Origin of the sequence: Chromobacterium subtsugae (assembly GCF_035919665.1) — a bacterium.
Classification (GTDB): Bacteria; Pseudomonadota; Gammaproteobacteria; order Burkholderiales; family Chromobacteriaceae; genus Chromobacterium; species Chromobacterium subtsugae.
The window spans coordinates 3,080,105-3,100,022 of the sequence record NZ_CP142381.1 but is presented as its reverse complement, the minus strand read 5'-3'; the positions used below and the strand labels follow the sequence as shown (position 1 = coordinate 3,100,022).

Sequence of the window (19,918 nt, the reverse complement as noted above, 5' to 3'; positions counted from 1 at the left end):
ATGAAATACACACTCATCGCGCTGGCCTGCTTGGTCTCGCTCCCTGCAGCTGCTGGCAACGCCACCAATCCCGACGTGAAGAAATTCGTTGATGCCGCCGACCTGTGCGAGCACTTCCTGGGCGAGATTGGCGGGCCTGGTTCGGCCAAGGAACAGAAACAGCTGGTGAATAAGGCGAATCGCTACTGTGATGTTGCCAAGCGCCAATTCAAAAAAGTCGATGCCAAGTACAAGACGGATAAAGAGGTTCAGACCATCCTGGACGATTACCGCGACGAACTGGAAGACTGAAAAAGGCCCGCAATTGCGGGCCTTTTTCTTGGGTGGGACGGTCAGCCGCCGATGTTGCTGCGGTAGATGGACAGCATGTCCTCGCCGCCGACGCGGAAGATATTGGCCATATAGTCCAGCTCCAGCATCTCTTCGCCGTCCACCACCTGCTTGATATAGGTGGCGGAAAAGGCGGAAGAGAATTCCGCGTTCTCATGCTGCTTGAAGGTGCCGAGCGGGTTCTTCTTGAACATCACGGTCAGGAAGGTGACCAGGCTCACCTGTTGCATGCGTCCCTGGGCGCCGTAAGTTTCGATGCTGGAGCGGGCCTGCAGCTGCACCGCCTGGAACGGATTGGCGATGATCTTGGCCACGTCCTTGTACAGCGAGTTCCACTTGATCTCGCCCTCCAGCTTGTCGAAGCCGGCCGGCAGCTCGATCTTGCCGACCATGCCCAGCGCTTTGTGCTCCTGCATGATGGCGGACACATCCGGCAGTTTGACTTCCTCGGCGCGGCCCAGCAGCGAGTTGCCGTTGATGTAGATGTTGGCGTTGGTGATGCGGTTGATTTCAATCTTGCCGGCCATGGTCAGTTCCCTCCCTTCAGGCTGAGCAGGTATTCCGAGGTGATCTCGGTTTCAAAGGTCAGGCGCTCCAACGGCGGCGGCACCGTGTACTTGTAGTGGATCAACAGATGGCCGGCGGACAGCTCGGTGGTCGGGTTGCGGGCCGGGTCGAACCAGGCCTTGAAGCCCAGCAAGGCGCCGTCGCCGATCAGTTTGCGGCCGTAGCCGTTCACCGACTCCACCAGCGCGTCGATGATGGCCTGGTTCAGCGGCTTGTCGATGTATTGCTGGCTGAAGTAGCGGATGGACTCGTTGATCACGTCGCCGGTACGGCGCACGTTCTCGAAGTTGCGCATGTGGCTGATGGTCGGCCAGGCCGCGGTACGGTTGCCCCACAACCGGTAGCCTGAGCCATAGCTGCTGAACACTGTGGTGATGCCTTGCTCGTTGAGCAGGTTCACCTCGCAGTTCGGGTCGTCGATCATGGCCGACAGCTGGCGCTCCACGCCGATCACGCTGGCCAGCTCCTGGTTGGAACTGGACCACCAGAAGCCCTTGTCGTTGTCCACCTTGGCGCGCAGGCCGGCGGCGCGGGCCGACAGCGGCTCCAGGCGCTCGGCATTGCTTGCCGAGTCGTACACCTTCACATGCGGGTAGCACAGGCGGACGCGGTCGCTGGAGGTATTGAAGTTGATGGCGCCAACCGGCCCGCGGCCGGCCAGCGCCTGGGCGAAGGTGGTGCCGATGGGCGCGTCGACGTAGGCCACCGCGTCCAGCTGGTCAGCCATGGCGATCAGTTCGGCCGCCACCGAGTTCTGGGTGCAGAAGCCCGGCGCGATCAGCAGCTTGGCGAAGAAACCGAACAGGTTGTAGGTGTCCTTCAGCGCCTTCAGCCCGGTGCGCACGCCGGCCGCGTTGACGGCGCCGATGATGTCGGCGGCAGTGACCTTGCCCGGATCGGCATAGTCGTAGCCCGCCTTGAGCGTGGCGCCCGCTGCGATCCGGCCAGCCGCCAGCCGGGTCACTGCGCCGGTCAGGGTGTCGACGGTGTAGTCGGTGCCTTCGGTGTACACCGTGCCGCCATCGGCGCTTTTCAGCACCAGCCCGCTGATGGCGCCGTGCGCCAGCCTGCCGCGGCCGCTGGCCGGGTCCAGCGTCACCGCTTCGTCCTTGGCCTGACTCTTGTGCAGCGCCGGGTCCAGCACGTTGATCACGATGACGGTGCCGGCGCCGTGGTCGTAAATCGCGTCCAGCGCCTGCGGGATGGTGAAGCCGGCCAACTGCGGGCCAAAGGCCGCCGCGTCCTTCTCCGACAGGGCCAGCGTGGCCACGTTGACCGCGCCGGCCGGCGCGGTGCCGATCAGGCCGATCACCGCCGACTTGACGGTGCGCACCGGGCGCGGGCCGCGCTCCACTTCAATCGTTTCAACGCCATGCAGGTAGTTCGCCGCCATGGTCAGGCTCCTTTCTCGGTCGACGCGTCATCGCTGGTGATTCGGGCGGCCTTGGCCTTGGCCGGCTCCTGGGCCGGAGCAAGGTACTGCAGCGCCAGCAGCGTCTGGGTGTATTCGTGTTCGGCCGGCAGCTCGACTTCTTTGCCGGGGAACAGCATGATTTCCTGGCCATCGGCCAGGGTGACCCCGCTCACGGGACCGGAATACAGGTATTGGCCAAGCCGCACTGCGCTGGGCGCAGTGCCAGCTGTCGCCGGCATGACGACATTCGTCGTCGGCGTCTCGGTGAAACTCGCGTTGCTCGTTTTCATGGTTGTTCCTCGTGGTTGACTTGGGTGATTCGCGGGTCGGCGTCGGCTTGGTCTTCCTCCACCTGCATCGCCAGCGCGGTGAAGTCGGCGGCGTATTGCCACAGGCCGGCGGATTGCCCCAGGAAGCGCTCGCCCGCGGCCTGCAGCTTGCGGCAATCCGGCAGCTGGTAACCCACCAGCGCGCGGCGGACGTCGTCCAGCACCGCCACCGCGCCAGTTCGGCCGTTCAACTGCCGCAGCACCACCGTCACCGACAACTTGAGCGTGCGCGGCTGTGCCACGACGCCGGCATCCACCGGCGCGGCGAACTGGCTGCTCAGGTAGCTGATCAGCAGCGCGCCGGCCGGGTGGTTGAGCCGATACTCGGCCGGACGCTCCGGGAAATACTCGACCAGCAGGCCGGGCAGCCTGGCCGCCAGCCGCGCCACCATGGCGTCGATGATCTCGACTGTGGCGGCCATCAGCGGTAACGCTCCAGCAGGGTGGCGCTGAACAACTGGCGCCGCGCCCGGACCTTCACCTCGCCCGGCTCCGGCGCGGCTTCTCCGGTGGGCAAGCCGATGGTCAGCTTGCCGTCGCGGATGGATTCCAGGATCTGCAGCGCCGCCTTGTAGGTGCGGGTGACGGCGTCCGGCAGCTCGTTACCCTCCGGCCGCCGCGCATACAGCCAATGCCGCGCCAGGTTGACGGTGTTGTCCTTGATCACCGACGGCACCGTGGCCAGCGGCAGCACGTAGCGGCCCCGCAGATGCGCGTCCACCAGCTCCTCGGCCTGGCGCACCGCTTCCTCCACCACTGCCAGGTTCGGCTCCGGCGCCACGCTGTAATCGGCGGGGGCGTCGTTGGTGAGCTGAACCAGCGTGGCCTGGGGGATGGCCAGCTGCAGGTCGGCCAGGGTGCAATAGCGCATGGTCAGATGCCCCGCAGGATGCGGATCACGTCGCCGGTCGCGGTGGCCGCGTCCAGGGCAATGCCGTTGGACAAGCCGGCCGCTTTGGCCACGGCCTGGCCGGCAGCGTTCGACTGCACGTCAGCGCCGGCTGCGATGGCACCGCCGGCTTCCACCAGGATGGCGCCCAGCGCGTTAGCCGGCGCCATGTTGTCGGCCTCGGTGTCCACCTCCACCACGCCGAGCGCCTTGGCGCCGTCGCCGCAGGTCTTGCCATCCAGGCCGACAAAGCGGCGAGCCTGCAGGTCAGTCACGGCCAGCACCGACAGGGTCAAAACGACGTTTTGTCCTTTCATTTGCCTTCTCCTTCCTTGCCTGTTTTGGCGGTGTCGCCTGCAGGCGGCGTGTCTTCGTTCTCGGTGTTGGTTTTGCTGTCGGCTTTCTGCTTGCTGGCCGGGGTGGTTTTCACCTCCACCAGCCAGGGAGACGATTGTGGCTCGTCCAACTCGATGGTTTCGCCTTCCGCCAACAGTTCTCCGTCGTGCTGCAGCGAGATGCCTTGGATGCGATAGCTCGGCATATATCCCCCGTCACGCCACGTCGGCGATCAGATAGCCGGCATCGGCGCCGACCACCACCAGCTTGTAAATGTCGGTGTGCCGCACGTAACGCACCTTGCCGCCTTCGCCGTCGTACTTGTCGGTTTCCGGCATGTTGCGCTTGCGCAGGGTGTAGCCGAAGGATGGGATGTCGGCATCGCCATCGGTACCGGCTGCGGGCTTGGCCACGTAGGCCAGCACCACGTTGTCGCCCCAGATATCGCCGGTGGCGCCGCGGCCGTCCGATGCCAGCGCTTCGCCGATGAAGATGTCTTCGACACCCCACAGCGCCTTCAAATGCTCCAGCGTGATCAGCTTGCGTTCCTGGGAGCCCAGAGCAGTGGCCAGCTTGGGGTGGAACTTCAGCGTGGCGTAGGCGGATGCGCCAATGACGGCGGTGTTGGGTCGCATGCCGGTGCGCTGGCGCACCACCTCTTTGCCGTCCTCCACATCCTTGATCGGATCGCCGCCACCATTTGCCCACTTGCTGGAGCCGGATAGCGCCACCTTGGCGCCGGGCAGATAGGTCTTGGGGTTTTGCGCCAGGATGGCGGCGGCTACTTCGCGCCGCAGGTCGATAGCGTCCTTGACCCGTTTGGCGGCCTTGGCCTCTTCGTTAAACATCGATTCGGCTTGCTCTCGATGGTCCACCGGATAGGACAGGTCATGCTCGCGCAGCACCACGTCCAGGGTGTTCGGGTCGTCGGCGATCATCACGTTGGTCTTGCCACGGATGGCGCGCTCGGTTTCCCACAGCATGAAGGCTTCTTTGCCGAACAGCGGGATGATGCCGGCCTCCTTGTCCATTGGCGCAATCGGAAACAGGTTCTCGCCGATGTACTGCGCGTTGCGATAGCCGCGCGCCAGGCTGGTCAGTACCGGGTCGACCACCCGGAGGTTCTTCAAACGGTCGCTCATGGCGGCTCCTTATCAGTTGGGACGGGATTTCAGCAGTTGGCGCACGGCCTGCTCGTAGGGGACGCCCTTCTCGGCGGCCAGAGCGGTGGCGCGGTTGTGCAGCTGCAGCCGCTCCGGATCGGCGCGCTCGCCAAATTCCAGCGAGCCATCCTGCTCCCACTGGTTGGCCTTGTCCTTGGTGGCGGACTCGCCGAAGTCGATCACCTTCGGCATGTCGCCCAGGAAGCCTTTGAAGGCGCTGGCCAGCGCTTGCTTGGCGTCGCCCTCGCCAAACTCGACGGAGGTTTCGCCGTCCGCAAAGTCCAGGAAAGCCACCACGGCGTCCTTGTGCTTGGGCGCCAGCTTGCCTTCGCCGATCAATTGCTCGGCATAGGCCAGATGTTCTCCGTGGCGCGCGGCGGCGGCCGTGGCCTTCTTCTCGGCCGCGGCCGTCGCCAGTTGCTGCTTCAGCCTGGCGTTTTCCGCCTCCAGGGCGGCTTGCTGTTCAGGGGTCACTTCAGGGGTCTCCTTGGGTTGGGATGGATCGGCAAAGGAAGAAGAGGAATCATCCTGGCGGGCGTCGTCTTCCAGGTTGGCCACGGCATAGTCGGGGATGACTTTATCGGCAGTGTCCAGGTCGAATTGGCTGATCAGCCACTCGCGCATGCGGCGCCAGAGGCTGGCGTTCTGGACGTCGCCCCAGTCGCCAAACTCGACTACGTCGTCGTCGGCCTCGCCAAATTCCACCGGACGCAGCCCCTTCACGGCAGGCGGCTGCGCGCCCAGGAAGCCGACATGGCGCAGGTAATAGACGCCGGGCACCGGGTTGTTCGGCGAGTCGGGACGGTAGAAGGAGGCGGAGATTTTCTTGTGGCGTCCGGTTGCCACCAGTTCGGCGAAAGCCGGGTCCACCTGGTGCGGATCGGCCAGAAGATCGATGCCGCTGGCGGCAAGAGACTTCACCCAGCCATAGGCCGGCGCGTCGTGTTTGGGATGGCCGATGACGATAGGCGCCTCATGCAGTGCCGGATCGTAGGCGCGGGCACAGGCCGCGAGATCGGACTCGGAGAAGTCCAGCACGTCGCCAGACATCGCTGTCTGGCGGCCGGACTTGAATATGTGCAGGGGTTGGGTCGCGTTCATGCCGTTCATGGTGAACGGTGTCAGCAGGCGAGACTTTTAATCAGCTTTAAAGTTATGCTGAGCTTGTGCCGTAGGGAGCCTAGCTGCTTAATAGCTAGGGATATCGAGATGACTCAGGAGATGTAAGAGATGAGTGAAATAAAAAAGCAGCTCCATCAACAACACATTGCAGCAAATGATAAGTATTGCTATTTTTTGCTGGCCGCAGCAGGAGCTTGTATCGCATATGCAACCGAAAAGTCCGTGGGGGTGCCGCTAACATGGCCTTTGCTAGTGCTTGGGGCGGCCATTGTTATGTGGGGGCTTAGTTTTTACTATGGTTGTTACTGGATTACAAACGAACGAAATGCGCTTTGGCACAATATGGCCTTATTGGATGTTCAGGAACCCCTTGATAAAGTAGCGAACCGGATACTGTTCGATCAGAGTTCCAAGGGAGCAAAGACTGGTGAGCGAAGGCAGTTCCGCCTTTTCATTATCGGAGGTATCTGCTTTATCGTGTGGCGGGTGCTGACCCTGATTCTTGGCCGGTTGGTATGAAGTGCGAGGGGAGCTCTGCTCATCAACTAGCACCTAAAGCCTTTATAAAGCTTTAGATAGCCTCCTTGAAGTCGCACAGGATACGTTACTCATTTGCTTTCAACCAAACCGCCCCTGCGGCTTCTACAGAGCAGGGGCGGTTTGGCTTAGTCTGGTACCATCGCCAGCAACCCGAACCACAGAACCACTGCCAACATCCAGAGCCAGCGCCACCTAGTCAACGCAGCCAACACCACCACACCGCCAGTTACTGCTACTACGCACTTCATGCGCATCTCCTATTTGCGAGTCAGGGCGGGATGCCCCATGACCTCGTATAGGGAGATGCACAACAGATGCGTGTAAGAACCATCACATGCCAGTGCCCGCGGCGTGCTGCAGGTGGCGCATCACGGCGCCGATGACCGCCTCGCCAGCCTCCGGCTGCAGCTCGCCGTCTTCGGTCATCGGCAGATACGGCCGCGGCTCCAGCTCCACCGCCTCGTTGCGGCCGGCTTGGCCGCCCAGCTGGTGAATGCGGGCATAGTCCAGGTTGCTGCCGATCTGCGACGAGCGCGCATCGTAGGCGGTCACCACCGAGGCCGCCAGTTGGCCGCGGTGCTGCAGCGTGACGCCGCCGTCGTTGGTGGCGCGCTGGCTGGGCGTCCAGCTCGGCCGGCCTTCGGCCTCGAAGTTTTCCTCGGTGATGAACGCCAGCGAGGCGGCGATGGCGCGCATGGCCGGCGTCATGTCGGCCACCGACGACTCCAGCCGGCGCAGCGCGCGTTGCACCTGGTCGTCCTGGATGGTGATGCTGACGAAGTCGCTCATGCTCTTAGCTCCTTGCTGGCCAGCTTGGCCAGGTCACCGGTATAGCGCGCCAGGTCCGGCGTCCAGCCGGCCGCGCCGGGGTTGTAGCTCCAGCCCACGTCCGGCGAGACGCTGACCTCGCGCCGGGTCACCGGGTCAATGGTACGGAAGGTCGCCACCTCTCGTTGTTCGCCGGTTCGCTCGGATACGGTGCGCAGCGCGGTGCCCAGCCGGCCAGCCGAGGACTCAACCTGGATGCCGCGTGCGGCCAAATCGTCGGCCGACAGCGCGACAATGCGGCAGCGGCAGCCCCAGCCGTTCGGCGTGTAATAGGACTGCCAGAACGGGTCGTCGTAGCGAAACACCTTGCCGTGCAGGGCGCGATGGCTGGGGCGGGTCTTGCTGTCCCGGATGGCGACATACATCCAGAACGGCCGGTCGTCCACGTTCTCCATCTGGGTCTGCCAACGGCCGGCCATGTAAGCGGTCTGCAGGTTGGTGCGGTAGATGGTCTCCAGCCGCCTGGGGCTGCCCAGCTGCACCTCGCGCACTTCGCCAGTGTCTTCGTCCAGCACTTCCTGTTTGCCCCACCAGCCCTTGGCCTTGAGGACCGGCGTCAGCTCTTTCTTGAACCAGGCAAAGGTCTTTCCCTCGGCCAGCGCCTTCTCCACGGCGTCGCGAATGTCCTGCAGGATGTCCAGCCGCGTCACCTTGGCCACCGTGAACGCCTGGGCTTGGGCGTCCTGCCACAGCTCCTCCCAGTCCCAGGTAATGGCGTAGCCCTTGTTCTTCAGGTACTGGATGGCCTTCTCCGGGGGCAGCTTCATGCAGTACGCGAGGTCGACGTCAGCCATGCAGCCTCCCCCAGACTTTGGCGGTGAAGATGGCGCGCGCCAGGCGCTCCTGCAGGCCGCTGGCGTCCATGTCCGGGTATAGCTCGGCCAGGCTGCCCAACAGCTCATCCGGCTGTGCGCCAGCCTGGATGCGGTCGAACAGCGGTTGCAGCATGGCGGCGGCGTCCGCCTGCAGCTCGGCGGCCGGCAGCGCATCCAGCGCCGCGTCCAGCGCGTCCTGGTCCGGCGCTTCTTCATCGGCTTCGGCAAACTCGGCGCTGGTCTCGGGTTTGGCGGTTTCTGCCAAGTCGCCGTCCTGCAGGTTGTAGGCGCGCTTGAAATAGGCCGGGGTGAGCTGGGCGCCGGCGCGGGTCAGCTTCTCGTCGCGGCCGGCCTGGACTTCGTCCACCTGCTCCTGCTCCCACATCTCGAAACGCGGGCGGTCGCCGCCGTTGAAGTTCAGCTCGCAAACCCAGCGCACCAGTTGGTTCAACGCTTCCTCGATCACCTCTTTGTCGCCGTCGCGTATGTCGCGCGTTACCTCCAGCCCGGCCTGGGCCGAGGCGCGGTTGGCGCTGGCCTCGGTGGTCTGGTTTTGGCCCAGCAGCGCGATGGAGACCTCGGAGCGGCAGAAGTGCAGCAGCCGCTCGTAGACGTCGGCATTGTTGGCGCCGTTGGCGGCCTCCTTGATCTCCACGGAGGAGTCATCCGGGACGACTGCCACCGCGTCCTGCACCATGGCTTCCAGGCTGTCCAACAATAGATCGGTTTCCTGGGTACTGGCCGAGCGCGGGTGCTTGCCGACCAACCAGGGCGAACCGTACTTCTCGGTGAACTGCACCCAAAACTTGAGGCCGCCCTTCTTGAAGGTGGTAGGCCAGAAGCACATGGACAGATCGGCGAAGCCGTAGGGGTTGTCGTAGCTGGCATCCTGGCGCGGCACCAGGAACTTGCGCTCGGGCAGCTCCTCGCCCTTCAGCGGGGCTTGCTTGGTGCGCAGGCGCAGCTGGTTGTCTTCGTCAAAGACAAACCAGTCGGCCGGCTTGCCCACGATGTCCACCGGCACCAGGTAGCTGCCCACCTTGCCCCACATGATCTCCATCGGCTGGTAGCCGTAAAGCATGGCGTCCAGCATCTCGCCGATGATCCGTGACAGGTTGAGGTCGTTGAAGATGGACGTCATCGACTTGGCCACCCGGCTGTTGGCCTGGTCGCGATCCAGTCCCCATTCCAGTGCCTTTACCGCCGCCTTGCGGCGCCGGATGCAGCCGCCCACATGGGCGTCGGCGCGCAGCTCGCGGTAGACCTTGATGTCCTTGCCCAACGCTTTCAGCACCGGGTCCGGATTGGGCAGATACATGCCCAGGCCGTAGAAGTCGATGCTCCTGGAGCGGGTGGCGATCTGGCTGGACAGCGACTGGCGCGGCTCGCCGAACTGGACGAACTCGGTGGGGCTGACCCACATGCCCTTTGCTTTCATGCATACCCCTGTGTGATGCGGGTGGCGGCGCGGCGGCGGCGGGACTTCACGGCTACCGGGCCTTTGTTGAGTTCGCGGCTGGCGTAGTAGGCCAAAGCGATGGCCACCGCGGCGTCGCCGTGGCGCTTGCCCTTGTCTTCACCAGTGGTGCGCGCATCCGGGATGCGCGGCACGCCCTTGACCACCTGGACAGCGCGCAGGTCGGCCAGGATGTCGGCGTCCTTGGGCAAGTCCACCAAGTCGCCGTCTTCCAGCGCCGCCTTCAGCGGCGGCATGTGCTCGCGATACCAACTCTCGGTCAACATCACCTGCTGGATGCGGCTGGCGCCGTAGCGCTGCATGGCGAACTCGGCCAAGGAATGGCCGTTGCCGCGGGCGTCGAAGGCGCCGCCCATGAAGCGCGGCAGGCGGTCCAGCAGGTAGAAGGCAATCTGTTCTTGCTGGCGGAACGGCACATTGCGCAGCTCCAGGATGAACGGCACCCGCCGCACTAGGTTTTGCTGCTGGATCAGCGGCACATGCACGGACAAGTCGCCCGTGCGGCCGAAGTCCTCGCCATTGAAGCTGATGGCATCGGCGGGCAGAGCAGCCAGCAACGGCGCCAGATTGGCCTCCAGCCAGTCGCTGCACTCGGCATGGCGGACGTGATCGGACAGCAGTTCGAAACCATTCGGGCAGGCATAGCGCAGTACCGGCGTGTCCGCCGACATGCGGGATTCAATCAGCGCTCTGGATAGCCAGGCGCCGCCGCTGTGCTTGGGGATGCAGCCGTACTCTTCGTCGGCCGATTCGGTATTCGGCGCGTTGCGGTACAGGTCGTCGCGCCATTTCTTTTCCGCCTCCGGCGACCAGGTCTGGCCGGTGACATAGCAGATGCGCTGGTACAAGCCATCGGCGATGGCGTCATCCAGAGTGATGCGGTGGATGCTGTAGTCCTTGCGGCCTTCGCGCGCTTCCTGGATGTACTGGTTGAACAGATTTTCGACGCCGTTGTGGGTGCTGATCAGCCGCACCTTGTTGCCCCACATGGTCAGCGCCAGCGCGGCTTTCAGCAGCTCTTCCAGCGAGTCATGGAAGGCCGCTTCGTCGATGACCACGTCGCCCTGCAAGCCGCGCAGATTAGACGGCCGGCTGGACAGCGCCTGGATTTTGAAGCCGCTCTTGGGGAAGCGGATCATATACGCGAGGATTTCCTCCTGCTTGCCTTCGTCCCAGAAGCTTTGCTCGTAGACATCGGCCTGGGCCAGCTCGTTGAAGGCCTTGGCGAACAGCGCGCAGGCGGCGATGTACTCCAGTGCCATTTCCTTCTTGCTGCCCACGTAGAAGGTATTGCAGCCCTGGCGACGGCGTGGCCGGGCAGCCTTGACCACGTTGCGGCCGGCCTCGGCCCAGGTCAAGCCGGTACGGCGGCTCTTCTCCGCGAACATGATCTGGGCTTCGTCTTCAAACCAGCGCTGCTGGTACGGCAGAAACACCGGCTGTTCGGCCGGGATAGCATCGGCCACATCCTGCGGCACCACCACGCCGGCCAGCTCCAGCTCTTCGGCCAGGTCGATCTTGCGCGGCGTGCCCAACGGCTTGAGCGGTGTCTGCGCCATCATTCTTTACCCAGCAGAATGCGGCGGATGCGGGCCTCCATCTGCTCGCTCATGCCATCGGCGCCGCGCAATTCCTCCAGTTTCTCCTCCTGCTCGGCCAGCAGCTTGGCGCGGGCTTCGCGCTCGATGCGGGCCTGCTCGTCCAGGCGGAATTTCTTCTGGTTGACGCTGGCGCGGGCGAGCGTGGCGATGTTCTTGGCGGCCTTGGACAGCAGCGCGATGCGGTCTTCCGGCTTGGTTTCTTCCTCGTTGGCTTCCTGCAGGCTGACGATGGACTCGAACATCTCGGTTTGCACCAGGGCGATCACAGCCTCGGAGCGGGCGTCCTGGTCGTCCGCCGCGCCTTCGGTCAGCAGGCGGGCGGCCTCGGTGCTGGCCTTGATGGCGGCGAAGCGGCGCTCGATCTTCTGGCCGTAGCGGTGGATGGCCGATTTGCTGATGGCGAAGCCCTTGTCGCGCAATGCCCCCTCCAGCAGCTGGTAGCCGCTGAAGTTGCCGTCCATCAAGGCCTTGTCCAACCAGTCGCGCACGGCTGTCGGCAGCTGTTCTACGCTGTTGCGACGGGCCATGTCACTGGCTCCAGTACTGCGCCGGACGGGCGATGCCCGGCGCGCAGTCTATGGTGTACTCGGCAATGTCGACGCCGTAGCGGGTCAGGTCGCCCCACCAGCGGCCGGAGGGCTCCTTGCGCAGCTTCACCAGCGCGCGGTCTGCCAGGTAGTCCAGCTCCTTGCGGACTTCCAGCGGCGTCACATCCGGGTAGATGGCACGCATGGTCATCTGGATCACGTCCTCGCACACCTCCTCGGGGCGAGCATTGTTCAGCGCCAGCAGCAGATACCAGCGCAGGCTTTCCCGGCGCACCTTGGCCTGGTCGATCATCGTTGAGCACCTTTCAGTTGGATGTTCTCGATCTTGAGCGCCACGGCATCCAACTTGGCCTCAATCACGGTTTGGTTGCGGACATAGTCTTCGCGGCGGACATAGGACAGCGGCAGGTCTGCCTGGAACTTCAGAAAGTCTCGCTCCAGGCGATGCACGCTCTCCGCCTCCTTGGCGATCTGGGCCAGCAGCGCGGCGATCTGCGCCTCTTGCTTGGCGTCGCGCTCGCTCTGCCGCTGGTCGATCTGCGCCAGCAACATCTTGCCGGCGCCAAACAGAAAGCCCAGGAAGGCCAGGATTAGCGTTACCACCATGCCCAGCTCCATCTGGATGGTCATAGGCCACCCCGTTTTCGTTGTTCCGCGCGGGCCTGGCAGTCCATGCAGCGGGTGCAGCCTGGCGCTGCCTGGCGGCGGGCTTCCGGGATAGCCTCGCCACAGTCATCGCATTGCGCCAGGCTGGCGCCCAGCGGCCGGCTGGCGGCGGCCTGGGCCGCCAGCGATGCCGCCAGGTGGAGCGCCTCCAGTTCCTGGGCGCGGTCAAACTCATCCATGGTCGGCCTCCTGGTGCAGCCGGATGAAGCCATCCAGGCGGGTTTCCAGCTCCTGGCACCAGCGGCCGTAGTCGGCGGCGTGATTCAGTAGGTCTGCGGGCGGTAACCCGCGCGCGGCGGCGCCGGCTTGGTCGGCTTCACCAGCATTTCCGGCGTCGGCTGCGGGCAGGCCCGGATCACGTTCGGAATAGCCGAGGGAGGCGCGGTAGAGCCGCAGGCTGTCAGGGCCAAGACCAGTCCAAGCCTGGCCATCATTGCGAGTCGCATCTGCGATCCTTTCGCGAAGTTGGGCCTGGCTGCGCGCCAGTTGGCCCTGGGTTTGCAACAACTGCCAGCCCACCTTGTGTGCCAAGTCGGTCAACCGCGTCTGCTCTGCATTGGCCGCCGCCAGCGCCTGGTTTTGTTTCTCTGCCTTCTGCAACAGCTCGGCAGCGTGCGCGGCCTCTTGCTTGGCCATCTTGGCCTCGTAAACGCGGGTGGTTTGGCCCTGGCCAAGACCGTAGCAGCCATATCCCGCACACCCCAGGGCAACGCTGCACAATGCCGCGCTTAGCGCGGTGGGAAGCAAAGGGTTGGTGACGCTAAACATGGCAGCACCTCCGACGATTGCGGGCGCGACGGGCGGCGCGCTGGATGGCCGCTGCGCCGGTCTTTCCGTGGCGAGGGGTGGGATAGCCGGGTCGGTTCCCGCATGGCGCTGTTTGCCACAGGAACCAGCAGGCTAGGAGCTGCAGCAGGCGCTCAAGCATTGCCGCCTCCCTTTGCGTCGCGTTGGGCGGCAATCCAACTGCGGGCCGCGGAGTAACCGCCCACCACGCCCAGGTAGATCAGCCAGACCTCGGCGGTCAGCGTGCCGGCCACGCCTTGGTAAACGAACATGCCGGTGGCGACCGCGCAGGCCACGTTGGCCCACAGCTTGCTGTGGCTGAGTCGGCCCGTGGTCGGATTGGTGGCGAGGTCGGCCAGGGTCATTGATACCCCCGCGCCAGGGCGAAGTGCGGAAATTCGCGGAACGGCGCGCCAGGTCGGCCGTACCAGTTGAGGCCCAGCTCCATGCCGATGCGGCCGGCGGTTTGCCAGGCGGGGTGCCGGTCTTCCCACATCGGCTTGCCATTCACCAGCGGGACGATGTCGAAGGCGCGCGCGGCGGGCTTGCCGTTGATCATCGCGTTGTGTTCGGACTGGCCGCCTTTGGCATTGGTGACGCGCGGGCCAGGATTGCCGTTACGGCCCTGGGCGTAGAGCTGGTCCTGCTCGGCAGGCGAGCGCCAGGTGCAGGTGATGAGGATGTCGAGGCCGGCGGCCTGGCAGCGCAGCAGGAACGTCCGGCAAAGCGGCTGCAGGTCCGGGTGAAGGTCTTCGATCTTGCGGCTGGGCATGGTTCCCTCCTGTCAAAATGAAACATGCCACCCATTGTGGGGTGGCATGTTCGGAGGGGCTTTTAATGTAGTTTAAGGTTGATGGTCCGTATAAATAGAAATCCTATCGTGAGGGTTGCCAATTTGCCCAATGGCACCATTGACTAGTCCACCTTCGCCAGAGGTTGATTTCGACAAAATCACTTGATTCTTTGTCTTTATGTAGATGCCCGTCTGCCAGTAAAAGTTCGTTATGACAAAGCAAGTCAAGCACTTTGTAAACAGCTGGCTCATCTTTCTCTATTATTAGTCGTTTCCGGTAATGCTCTTGCCATGCATCATCCTCAATCGATCCTGCCAACATATCAATTTCAAGATCGGCGAATTTCCCTCTCAAAGTCGTATGCAGTGAGGCACGACGAGAATAGCCTATAACCATATCGGTTGCAGCAAGTATTGCAGCAAAAATGGACAACGTTACTAACCACCAAGTGCGATTCACATTTTCGCCGAGATCAAACAAGACGGAGCCTGCCATCAAGATGGTTACAAATCCTGTTATGTGGTGCAGCCGTTCGTAAAACATTCTTCGACGATCGTGGTATCGAATAGAGCGCCTCACGTCAAATAATAATTGGTATTTTACATGATCAAGACCACGCAGCTCATCAATGTTCATTTTGGCTCCTTGTCTTCACTTCCACTCGAGTCGCCGCTAGTCTTGCTTTTGTTGGGATTTGAAGGGGCGGGCACGGTGTTTTTTATACAGCATCCTTTGCCCGATGGTTTAAAAATCCTGGGATATTTCTTGGTCAAAACTTTCTTAATGGGTTCACTCCAAATGGAGTCGTTCCTTTTGTTTTTTACTAGTGCCAATGGGCTTCGCTTTTTATTGCGATTCACAATGCATACCCCAGGAGAGTCCTGACGAGCAGGAGGCATAGAAGTTACTTGCTGGGACAAGTATAGGACACTGTTCCTACGCTGCCATCCGCTCTCACCCCCAGGACCTTTAGGCATCCATTGCGTGGAGGGATCTCGCTCGTAGAAGCGATCTGTTCTGTAGCCCGCTTGTTTCCGCCTTTCCCTGCTTGCAAGCACTCCCGCTTATTTTCCTGGTAGTTTTTCAGTTCTCGGCCTATCCAACCTGGGTTGGCCTCGCGGCCACCACGCTGGGCTGCGTCAAGTTGCGCTTGCCACCAGGCTTGCGCATGCACTCCGGCGGCGAAGCAACGGCCAAAGGGTTCATCAAGAACGCTTTTCCCAAATGATTCACCACGCGCCCGTAGCTGATTGAAGCGCTGGCTTTGGTTGCTGATGGACTTCAGTTCCCCCGATGCCAAAGTCTTTTGAGCCACTTTCATGTTTGAGTCTAATTCTTGAATGTAGCGGCTGGCGTCTTGTGGGCTCGCTGCATTGGCAAAAAACGGTACGGATAGGCTTAGAGCGAAGGTGATTTTTTTCATCATGGAGCCTTTGTTGTGTAGCGCGACAAAAATTGGCATCGAGGATATGCCTAGAACAATTGCGGATTGCTCTCCGGGACTACCGCTTCTGTTTCTTGCTCCGTAGGCTGGGCGGGCACGCTGTGCGCAGGGGCATGCCTTGCATGTTTTGCGCGACTTTTGGCTGGCGCGCTGTGTTGGGCAGCGCGTTTAGTTGGCTTGATGGTTTGCCAGTTGGGCTGACCACCCTGGGGGGAGGCGACACATTGCACATCATCGGCTTGAGGATTGTCGATAATGCTGCCAATGCTATATGCCTTGCCGTGGAACTCGCAGCTGCGGACGAGCATTTCAGCGGTACTGGCTCGTTTGGATGCTTGATAGTTCGAGTAGCCCAAGACGACAGAGACCGCAATGGCAAGCCCCGCCATGACGCAAGCCGTGACAAGCCCCTTGCGAGTGCTGGCGAGCTTATGTGTTGCCGCATAGCATGATGTGCAAGCATGGGCGCGCGGGGTGGCTTCTTGCGCTTGTCGAAGTTGATGTGAGAGGGTATTGAGCGAGGCGGTCTGCTGGCGATGCAGTTGCTCAAGGCTTGAATAGGCTTGTTGGGCATGCCGCAGCCGTTCTGTGGTTTCTGCGTGTTGCTTCCGCAGCTTCTTTTCTGTCGACTGCGCTTCTGTGTATTTGGCCTTCAGTTCGCTGAGCTGGATCAGCAAGTCGGCCTGCTGGCCGGCTGAGGCCTCATCCTGTCTCTCCGCTTGCGCGATCCAAAGATCAAGAATGGCATGCGCGGCCTTTTCTTGATCTCTGAACAGCTCATTGTGGCCCTCGCCCAGAATCTCCTTCAGCGGCCCCCATACCTCGACGCTGTCTTTGCCTAGCAGATCAATAAGCTGCCGGCCTTTCAGCTTGATAGGCCACACCTCAGCGGCTGTCAGGCGCTCGCGATCCTGGCCGCTATAGATATGATTGTTGATGTTGCCGTTGGCTAATTGCCCGTTGAAGTCGCCCTGCACATTTTGGTTCTGGTTTCGTTCGTCCACGGTGTTGCTTTCATTCGTGCCGCTCAAACCCAGCGAATGGAAGGAAGCCATCCGCCAGCCTCTTCGAACCGATCACGCTACCAGCTTTACCAAAATTTGCACCTGTCATTCAGGACAATTCAACTGCAGACAGAGTTATTTTTCCTTCGTCGTTCCGCCGATGTTCATCGCCCCAAAGACATTATTGGTGACATCGCCCTCAAGCACTTGGCCATGGAAGCTACCTCCAACCGAAATCTTGCTCCCAGATGTTGGTTGGTTTCCGCCCTTCAAGCCCGCCACGATTGTGGCTTTCACCTCAAGCGACGCCGCGCGGAACAACGACAGCAACTCCTGCTCATCATTCGAAAGAGCCTGGGCTGAGCGAGTGCCTGTAATGACGAATTGGATATCCGTACCTACCTTTGCGACTGACTCAAGATAAGCAGCATCAGGAAAGCGTTCTCCCTTTTCGTACTTCAGCTGAGCCTGCTTCTGAACTCCGCCAATCGCTCCGTACGCGGTCTGATTAAAGCCTAACCGTTCCCGCTCCTCTCGTAGTCTGTCACCAATATCACTCATTTGGATACCAAAAATATTGACAGGTACTCAAACGAGTACCATCATTAGTCCACACCGTCCCACCACGAACGGCAACTTAAGCGGCACTCTCCCAAGCGCCGCCGCCCCTTGAACAGGAGCTAACCATGCAACTACGTACCCCAGCCCAGGCTCGCCAGGAGCTTCAGGACAAAGGGATTTCGATCACCCAATGGGCCATCGCTAACAAGTTCTCGCCCAACTTGGTTTTTGAAGTCTTGGGCGGCCGCAAGAAGTGCGTGCGCGGCCAGGCCCATGAGATCGCCGTCAAGCTGGGCATCAAGGCCGGTGAGATCTGCACCGATCCTGCCAATGCCTTAGCTCAATCCCGTCGCCGCGTCGCAGCGTGAGGCCTGCCATGACCACGTCACTACTGACTGACCATTTCTTGCCGGACGCTCTCGCTTCGCTGCGCGCGCAGTCAACGTTACGGCAGCGGATGCAGTTGACCGCCGCTCAGCGCGCCGAAGCGGAGCGCCTGTCCCCGTTTCTCGGCATCAGCATGCAGCAGGTTTACCGCGGTTTGCGCTCCGGCGAACTGTCTTTAACCACCAAATAACGGCCGCTGATCATGTCCGCCCATGCATCCACTTCACCCATTACCGCCGCGATCTCGCCAGGATTAGTAACGCTGGCCTTGGGCGCGGAGACGAACTGCTCCAGTTTGCCCACCAGCGCGCTCGGGTCCAGCTGGCCTGCCTGGATGGCGGCTTCCAGCAGCGCCTCAATCATCAGGTTCTGCGCGGTGATTTGCGCTTGCAGCCGGGTTTCCAGGTCCATCGTCATGGTTTGCTTCCTTTCGTGGATTATCCGCTGTTCATGCTATGCGGCGCAAACCCGTTGCACCAGCTGCAAAACGGCATTTTGTTTGGAGCGCCTGTCCTGGAGGACATTCCAATGAGCCGCCGCAACTGGAAACGCCTGCAGCCCAGCTCGCTGCGCCACGCGCTGGAGCTGTGCAAAGACTACGCGAAGGAAAAGCACAACCTGTCGGTGGAGCGCATTGCCGAGCGCATGGGCCTGACCGACCACTGGACACTCTACAAGTGGTTTCAGAGCGGCCGCATGCCGGTCTGCATGATCCGCGCCTACGAAACGGTGTGCGGCATCAACTACGCCACCCGCTGGCTGGCGGCCAGCGGCGGCTTCCTGCTGATCGACATGCCCACCGGACGCAATGCCTCGGCCGAGGACATTCAGGTGCTGCAGCAAACCCTGAACGACGCGGTCGGCCTGCTGCTGCAGTTTTATGCCGGCAAGGGCCAGGAGACCGACACCCTGGCCGCGCTGCAGCAGGGCCTGGAGGGCTTGGCCTGGCACCACCGCAACGTCGAACGGCACCTGCAGCCGGAACTGGAGCTGAACCCATGAGCGCGCAAACCAATAAAAGCTCCGAGAAGGTGCTGGACGTGCTGACGGTGCTGCTAAGCCATTTTGCCCACGGCCTGACACCGGGTGAGCTGGCCAAGGCCACCGACCTGTCGCCGTCCAGCATCACCCGCTACGTGGCCACGCTGGAAGAAGCGGGCTTCGTGGAACGCATCCCCGAAACCGGTCGCATCCGTCCCTCGGTGAAGCTGGCCCAGCACGCGGTGGCGATCCTGCGCAGCCTGGAAGCCGCCCGCAGCCGCCTGGACGAACTAACCACCCGCATCACGCTTGAACGATAAGAGGAGTTCCCCGCATGGCACGCACCAAAACCACAGAAACCCCCGCAATCGCCCCAGCCGTTGAGCTGCGCCAAGACGCAGTGGACGCCGCGAACGTGATGGCCATCGCTCAAGCGAGCTATGGCGCAGAGCGCGACCTCGTCAATCAGCTGCTTGGCCAGGCTCAGATGGCTGGAGCTTTCGAGGAGTTTTCCCGCACGGTGCGGACTTCCAAGCTCGCCTACGTCAAGGAAAACAAGCTGTATCGGACATTGGCAGGCAAGAAGGCTCCGCACGGTGCGGAAATGTTTAATGGAACATGGGAAGAGTTTTGTCACTTGCTAGGGAGGTCGGTTGACCAAGTTGACCGCGACATCGCCAACCTCCGCGCCTTCGGCGAGGAAGCCCTGGAAAGCATGTCCCGCATGGGCATCGGGTACCGGGAACTGCGCCAGTTCCGCAAGCTGCCGGAAGACCAGAAGACCGCCCTGATCGAAGTGGCCAAGGCCGGCGACAAGGAGTCGTTCGTGGAGCTGGCCGAGGAGATCATCGCCAAGCACACCAAGGAAAAAGAGGCGCTGGCGCAGCGTGTGGAAGAGGCCGAGGCGAACCTGGAGGCGCGGTCGCGAGTGCTGCAGGACAAGAGCAGCAAGATCGACCAGCTGACCGAGGAAGTGGCCAAACTCTCCAACCCGTTGAAGACGCTCCCCTGGGACAAGCGCGTGGCGCCGTTCCAGCAGGAAATCACCCAGCGGCAATCGGTGCTGGATGCCGCCATCGCCAAGCACCTGGAGGCAGTGAAAGCGCTGGATGCCTGGCTGACCGCTGAAATCACCCAGGCCCCGGACTATGACCCGGAAATGCCGGCGCCGCTGCCGCCGGAGGTGCGCGCGGTGCTGCTGCACCTGGACGACGCTGTTACCCGCACAGCCATGCTGGCGGCTGAGCTGCGCGACGAGCTGCGCCGCCGCTTCGCCGCGGACATTGAGGACGCCCGCCGGAATGTCCTGACCGAAGGCAGCGAGGCGTAAGGGAGA

Annotated in this window: 31 protein-coding genes; 6 read left to right on the top strand and 25 right to left on the bottom strand. The window is 62.2% G+C overall.

Features of this window, described 5'->3' with window-relative positions; all coding sequences use genetic code 11:
• Window positions 1-291 (top strand): hypothetical protein, encoded by a 291-nt coding sequence (locus U6115_RS14910; protein WP_043579946.1) that lies wholly within the window; start codon window positions 1-3, stop codon window positions 289-291.
• A gap of 41 nt (window positions 292-332) precedes the next feature.
• Here the strand turns inward: U6115_RS14910 and U6115_RS14905 are convergent, their stop codons facing one another.
• From U6115_RS14905 to U6115_RS14865, 9 genes are read right to left on the bottom strand one after another with little or no spacing between them, the layout of a single operon-like run.
• On the bottom strand, window positions 333-857 hold the full coding sequence (locus tag U6115_RS14905; RefSeq protein ID WP_043579948.1) for a phage major tail tube protein: 525 nt from the start codon (window positions 855-857) through the stop codon (window positions 333-335).
• A 2-nt stretch (window positions 858-859) separates the two neighbouring features.
• Window positions 860-2,290 (bottom strand): phage tail sheath subtilisin-like domain-containing protein, encoded by a 1,431-nt coding sequence (locus U6115_RS14900; protein ID WP_043579950.1) that lies wholly within the window; start codon window positions 2,288-2,290, stop codon window positions 860-862.
• Between the two features lie 2 nt (window positions 2,291-2,292).
• Entirely contained in the window at window positions 2,293-2,601 is a 309-nt protein-coding gene (locus U6115_RS14895; protein WP_230623439.1) for a hypothetical protein, read from the bottom strand.
• Window positions 2,598-3,062: a Gp37 family protein gene (locus U6115_RS14890; protein WP_043579952.1), complete on the bottom strand. Its 465-nt coding sequence runs from the start codon at window positions 3,060-3,062 to the stop codon at window positions 2,598-2,600. The genes U6115_RS14895 and U6115_RS14890 overlap by 4 nt, the downstream gene beginning before the upstream one ends.
• Window positions 3,062-3,511 (bottom strand): gp436 family protein, encoded by a 450-nt coding sequence (locus tag U6115_RS14885; protein ID WP_043579954.1) that lies wholly within the window; start codon window positions 3,509-3,511, stop codon window positions 3,062-3,064. The genes U6115_RS14890 and U6115_RS14885 overlap by 1 nt, the downstream gene beginning before the upstream one ends.
• A 2-nt stretch (window positions 3,512-3,513) precedes the next feature.
• On the bottom strand, window positions 3,514-3,846 hold the full coding sequence (locus U6115_RS14880) for a capsid cement protein (RefSeq protein WP_043579956.1): 333 nt from the start codon (window positions 3,844-3,846) through the stop codon (window positions 3,514-3,516).
• The gene (locus tag U6115_RS14875) at window positions 3,843-4,070 is read right to left on the bottom strand and encodes a hypothetical protein (protein WP_043579958.1); all 228 of its coding nucleotides are present in this window, start codon (window positions 4,068-4,070) and stop codon (window positions 3,843-3,845) included. Before U6115_RS14875 ends, U6115_RS14880 begins: the two co-directional genes overlap by 4 nt.
• A 10-nt stretch (window positions 4,071-4,080) precedes the next feature.
• A complete protein-coding gene (locus U6115_RS14870) occupies window positions 4,081-5,007 on the bottom strand; it encodes a major capsid protein (RefSeq protein ID WP_043579959.1) in 927 nt (308 codons plus the stop codon).
• A 12-nt stretch (window positions 5,008-5,019) separates the two neighbouring features.
• Window positions 5,020-6,129, bottom strand: a complete 1,110-nt coding sequence (locus U6115_RS14865; protein WP_043580195.1) for a hypothetical protein — start codon at window positions 6,127-6,129, stop codon at window positions 5,020-5,022.
• Window positions 6,130-6,258: 129 nt separating this feature from the next.
• Here U6115_RS14865 and U6115_RS14860 point away from each other — a divergent pair, with 129 nt between their 5' ends.
• On the top strand, window positions 6,259-6,669 hold the full coding sequence (locus tag U6115_RS14860; protein ID WP_059184255.1) for a hypothetical protein: 411 nt from the start codon (window positions 6,259-6,261) through the stop codon (window positions 6,667-6,669).
• Window positions 6,670-7,020: 351 nt separating this feature from the next.
• Here U6115_RS14860 and U6115_RS14855 read toward each other — a convergent pair whose 3' ends face one another.
• From U6115_RS14855 to U6115_RS14785, 15 genes are all read right to left on the bottom strand, one after another.
• A complete protein-coding gene (locus tag U6115_RS14855; RefSeq protein ID WP_043579961.1) occupies window positions 7,021-7,479 on the bottom strand; it encodes a phage virion morphogenesis protein in 459 nt (152 codons plus the stop codon).
• The gene (locus tag U6115_RS14850; protein ID WP_043579963.1) at window positions 7,476-8,312 is read right to left on the bottom strand and encodes a phage head morphogenesis protein; all 837 of its coding nucleotides are present in this window, start codon (window positions 8,310-8,312) and stop codon (window positions 7,476-7,478) included. Before U6115_RS14850 ends, U6115_RS14855 begins: the two co-directional genes overlap by 4 nt.
• Entirely contained in the window at window positions 8,305-9,771 is a 1,467-nt protein-coding gene (locus U6115_RS14845) for a DUF935 domain-containing protein (protein WP_043579965.1), read from the bottom strand. Before U6115_RS14845 ends, U6115_RS14850 begins: the two co-directional genes overlap by 8 nt.
• A complete protein-coding gene (locus tag U6115_RS14840; protein ID WP_309137398.1) occupies window positions 9,768-11,372 on the bottom strand; it encodes a hypothetical protein in 1,605 nt (534 codons plus the stop codon). The genes U6115_RS14845 and U6115_RS14840 overlap by 4 nt, the downstream gene beginning before the upstream one ends.
• Window positions 11,369-11,938, bottom strand: coding sequence for a DUF3486 family protein (locus U6115_RS14835; RefSeq protein WP_043579967.1), 570 nt, complete (start codon window positions 11,936-11,938; stop codon window positions 11,369-11,371). Before U6115_RS14835 ends, U6115_RS14840 begins: the two co-directional genes overlap by 4 nt.
• A 1-nt stretch (window position 11,939) precedes the next feature.
• Window positions 11,940-12,251 carry a hypothetical protein gene (locus tag U6115_RS14830; protein ID WP_043579969.1) on the bottom strand — a complete coding sequence of 104 codons (312 nt, stop codon included), beginning with the start codon at window positions 12,249-12,251 and terminating at the stop codon, window positions 11,940-11,942.
• On the bottom strand, window positions 12,248-12,589 hold the full coding sequence (locus tag U6115_RS14825; RefSeq protein ID WP_043579971.1) for a hypothetical protein: 342 nt from the start codon (window positions 12,587-12,589) through the stop codon (window positions 12,248-12,250). Before U6115_RS14825 ends, U6115_RS14830 begins: the two co-directional genes overlap by 4 nt.
• A complete protein-coding gene (locus tag U6115_RS14820) occupies window positions 12,586-12,804 on the bottom strand; it encodes a TraR/DksA C4-type zinc finger protein (RefSeq protein WP_043579974.1) in 219 nt (72 codons plus the stop codon). Before U6115_RS14820 ends, U6115_RS14825 begins: the two co-directional genes overlap by 4 nt.
• Window positions 12,797-13,393, bottom strand: a complete 597-nt coding sequence (locus U6115_RS14815; protein WP_043579975.1) for a hypothetical protein — start codon at window positions 13,391-13,393, stop codon at window positions 12,797-12,799. Before U6115_RS14815 ends, U6115_RS14820 begins: the two co-directional genes overlap by 8 nt.
• 152 nt (window positions 13,394-13,545) lie before the next feature.
• Window positions 13,546-13,776, bottom strand: coding sequence for a hypothetical protein (locus tag U6115_RS14810; protein ID WP_043579977.1), 231 nt, complete (start codon window positions 13,774-13,776; stop codon window positions 13,546-13,548).
• Window positions 13,773-14,183: a M15 family metallopeptidase gene (locus U6115_RS14805; RefSeq protein WP_043579978.1), complete on the bottom strand. Its 411-nt coding sequence runs from the start codon at window positions 14,181-14,183 to the stop codon at window positions 13,773-13,775. Before U6115_RS14805 ends, U6115_RS14810 begins: the two co-directional genes overlap by 4 nt.
• A gap of 103 nt (window positions 14,184-14,286) precedes the next feature.
• A complete protein-coding gene (locus U6115_RS14800) occupies window positions 14,287-14,841 on the bottom strand; it encodes a hypothetical protein (protein ID WP_146008475.1) in 555 nt (184 codons plus the stop codon).
• 268 nt (window positions 14,842-15,109) lie between these two features.
• Window positions 15,110-15,667, bottom strand: a complete 558-nt coding sequence (locus U6115_RS14795; protein ID WP_146008476.1) for a hypothetical protein — start codon at window positions 15,665-15,667, stop codon at window positions 15,110-15,112.
• An 11-nt stretch (window positions 15,668-15,678) separates the two neighbouring features.
• Entirely contained in the window at window positions 15,679-16,704 is a 1,026-nt protein-coding gene (locus U6115_RS14790; protein ID WP_059184253.1) for a hypothetical protein, read from the bottom strand.
• An 84-nt stretch (window positions 16,705-16,788) separates the two neighbouring features.
• Window positions 16,789-17,214 carry a helix-turn-helix domain-containing protein gene (locus U6115_RS14785; RefSeq protein WP_043579987.1) on the bottom strand — a complete coding sequence of 142 codons (426 nt, stop codon included), beginning with the start codon at window positions 17,212-17,214 and terminating at the stop codon, window positions 16,789-16,791.
• A 125-nt stretch (window positions 17,215-17,339) separates the two neighbouring features.
• Here U6115_RS14785 and U6115_RS14780 point away from each other — a divergent pair, with 125 nt between their 5' ends.
• The gene (locus U6115_RS14780; RefSeq protein ID WP_043579988.1) at window positions 17,340-17,582 is read left to right on the top strand and encodes a DNA-binding protein; all 243 of its coding nucleotides are present in this window, start codon (window positions 17,340-17,342) and stop codon (window positions 17,580-17,582) included.
• Window positions 17,583-17,745: 163 nt separating this feature from the next.
• Here U6115_RS14780 and U6115_RS14775 read toward each other — a convergent pair whose 3' ends face one another.
• The gene (locus U6115_RS14775; RefSeq protein WP_146008477.1) at window positions 17,746-18,018 is read right to left on the bottom strand and encodes a hypothetical protein; all 273 of its coding nucleotides are present in this window, start codon (window positions 18,016-18,018) and stop codon (window positions 17,746-17,748) included.
• A 111-nt stretch (window positions 18,019-18,129) separates the two neighbouring features.
• Here U6115_RS14775 and U6115_RS14770 point away from each other — a divergent pair, with 111 nt between their 5' ends.
• From U6115_RS14770 to U6115_RS14760, 3 genes are read left to right on the top strand one after another with little or no spacing between them, the layout of a single operon-like run.
• Entirely contained in the window at window positions 18,130-18,603 is a 474-nt protein-coding gene (locus tag U6115_RS14770; RefSeq protein WP_043580199.1) for a hypothetical protein, read from the top strand.
• Window positions 18,600-18,902, top strand: a complete 303-nt coding sequence (locus tag U6115_RS14765) for a helix-turn-helix domain-containing protein (protein ID WP_043579992.1) — start codon at window positions 18,600-18,602, stop codon at window positions 18,900-18,902. The genes U6115_RS14770 and U6115_RS14765 overlap by 4 nt, the downstream gene beginning before the upstream one ends.
• A 14-nt stretch (window positions 18,903-18,916) precedes the next feature.
• Window positions 18,917-19,912, top strand: coding sequence for a hypothetical protein (locus U6115_RS14760; protein ID WP_043579993.1), 996 nt, complete (start codon window positions 18,917-18,919; stop codon window positions 19,910-19,912).
• Window positions 19,913-19,918 lie beyond the last annotated feature (6 nt).

Bases quoted from the DNA above. Each gene is read 5' to 3' on its own strand.
- U6115_RS14885 (WP_043579954.1), bottom strand. From the start codon at position 3,511: ATGCGCTATTGCACCCTGGCCGACCTGCAGCTGGCCATCCCCCAGGCC.
- U6115_RS14845 (WP_043579965.1), bottom strand. From the start codon at position 9,771: ATGAAAGCAAAGGGCATGTGGGTCAGCCCCACCGAGTTCGTCCAGTTC.
- U6115_RS14835 (WP_043579967.1), bottom strand. From the start codon at position 11,938: ATGGCCCGTCGCAACAGCGTAGAACAGCTGCCGACAGCCGTGCGCGAC.
- U6115_RS14895 (WP_230623439.1), bottom strand. From the start codon at position 2,601: ATGAAAACGAGCAACGCGAGTTTCACCGAGACGCCGACGACGAATGTC.
- U6115_RS14765 (WP_043579992.1), top strand. From the start codon at position 18,600: ATGAGCGCGCAAACCAATAAAAGCTCCGAGAAGGTGCTGGACGTGCTG.
- U6115_RS14795 (WP_146008476.1), bottom strand. From the start codon at position 15,667: ATGCCAATTTTTGTCGCGCTACACAACAAAGGCTCCATGATGAAAAAA.
- U6115_RS14880 (WP_043579956.1), bottom strand. From the start codon at position 3,846: ATGAAAGGACAAAACGTCGTTTTGACCCTGTCGGTGCTGGCCGTGACT.
- U6115_RS14770 (WP_043580199.1), top strand. From the start codon at position 18,130: ATGAGCCGCCGCAACTGGAAACGCCTGCAGCCCAGCTCGCTGCGCCAC.
- U6115_RS14780 (WP_043579988.1), top strand. From the start codon at position 17,340: ATGCAACTACGTACCCCAGCCCAGGCTCGCCAGGAGCTTCAGGACAAA.
- U6115_RS14865 (WP_043580195.1), bottom strand. From the start codon at position 6,129: ATGAACGCGACCCAACCCCTGCACATATTCAAGTCCGGCCGCCAGACA.
- U6115_RS14810 (WP_043579977.1), bottom strand. From the start codon at position 13,776: ATGACCCTGGCCGACCTCGCCACCAATCCGACCACGGGCCGACTCAGC.
- U6115_RS14840 (WP_309137398.1), bottom strand. From the start codon at position 11,372: ATGATGGCGCAGACACCGCTCAAGCCGTTGGGCACGCCGCGCAAGATC.
- U6115_RS14790 (WP_059184253.1), bottom strand. From the start codon at position 16,704: ATGGCTTCCTTCCATTCGCTGGGTTTGAGCGGCACGAATGAAAGCAAC.
- U6115_RS14775 (WP_146008477.1), bottom strand. From the start codon at position 18,018: ATGACGATGGACCTGGAAACCCGGCTGCAAGCGCAAATCACCGCGCAG.
- U6115_RS14910 (WP_043579946.1), top strand. From the start codon at position 1: ATGAAATACACACTCATCGCGCTGGCCTGCTTGGTCTCGCTCCCTGCA.
- U6115_RS14855 (WP_043579961.1), bottom strand. From the start codon at position 7,479: ATGAGCGACTTCGTCAGCATCACCATCCAGGACGACCAGGTGCAACGC.
- U6115_RS14800 (WP_146008475.1), bottom strand. From the start codon at position 14,841: ATGAACATTGATGAGCTGCGTGGTCTTGATCATGTAAAATACCAATTA.
- U6115_RS14820 (WP_043579974.1), bottom strand. From the start codon at position 12,804: ATGGATGAGTTTGACCGCGCCCAGGAACTGGAGGCGCTCCACCTGGCG.
- U6115_RS14785 (WP_043579987.1), bottom strand. From the start codon at position 17,214: ATGAGTGATATTGGTGACAGACTACGAGAGGAGCGGGAACGGTTAGGC.
- U6115_RS14850 (WP_043579963.1), bottom strand. From the start codon at position 8,312: ATGGCTGACGTCGACCTCGCGTACTGCATGAAGCTGCCCCCGGAGAAG.
- U6115_RS14905 (WP_043579948.1), bottom strand. From the start codon at position 857: ATGGCCGGCAAGATTGAAATCAACCGCATCACCAACGCCAACATCTAC.
- U6115_RS14760 (WP_043579993.1), top strand. From the start codon at position 18,917: ATGGCACGCACCAAAACCACAGAAACCCCCGCAATCGCCCCAGCCGTT.
- U6115_RS14860 (WP_059184255.1), top strand. From the start codon at position 6,259: ATGAGTGAAATAAAAAAGCAGCTCCATCAACAACACATTGCAGCAAAT.
- U6115_RS14830 (WP_043579969.1), bottom strand. From the start codon at position 12,251: ATGATCGACCAGGCCAAGGTGCGCCGGGAAAGCCTGCGCTGGTATCTG.
- U6115_RS14805 (WP_043579978.1), bottom strand. From the start codon at position 14,183: ATGCCCAGCCGCAAGATCGAAGACCTTCACCCGGACCTGCAGCCGCTT.
- U6115_RS14890 (WP_043579952.1), bottom strand. From the start codon at position 3,062: ATGGCCGCCACAGTCGAGATCATCGACGCCATGGTGGCGCGGCTGGCG.
- U6115_RS14815 (WP_043579975.1), bottom strand. From the start codon at position 13,393: ATGTTTAGCGTCACCAACCCTTTGCTTCCCACCGCGCTAAGCGCGGCA.
- U6115_RS14900 (WP_043579950.1), bottom strand. From the start codon at position 2,290: ATGGCGGCGAACTACCTGCATGGCGTTGAAACGATTGAAGTGGAGCGC.
- U6115_RS14875 (WP_043579958.1), bottom strand. From the start codon at position 4,070: ATGCCGAGCTATCGCATCCAAGGCATCTCGCTGCAGCACGACGGAGAA.
- U6115_RS14825 (WP_043579971.1), bottom strand. From the start codon at position 12,589: ATGACCATCCAGATGGAGCTGGGCATGGTGGTAACGCTAATCCTGGCC.
- U6115_RS14870 (WP_043579959.1), bottom strand. From the start codon at position 5,007: ATGAGCGACCGTTTGAAGAACCTCCGGGTGGTCGACCCGGTACTGACC.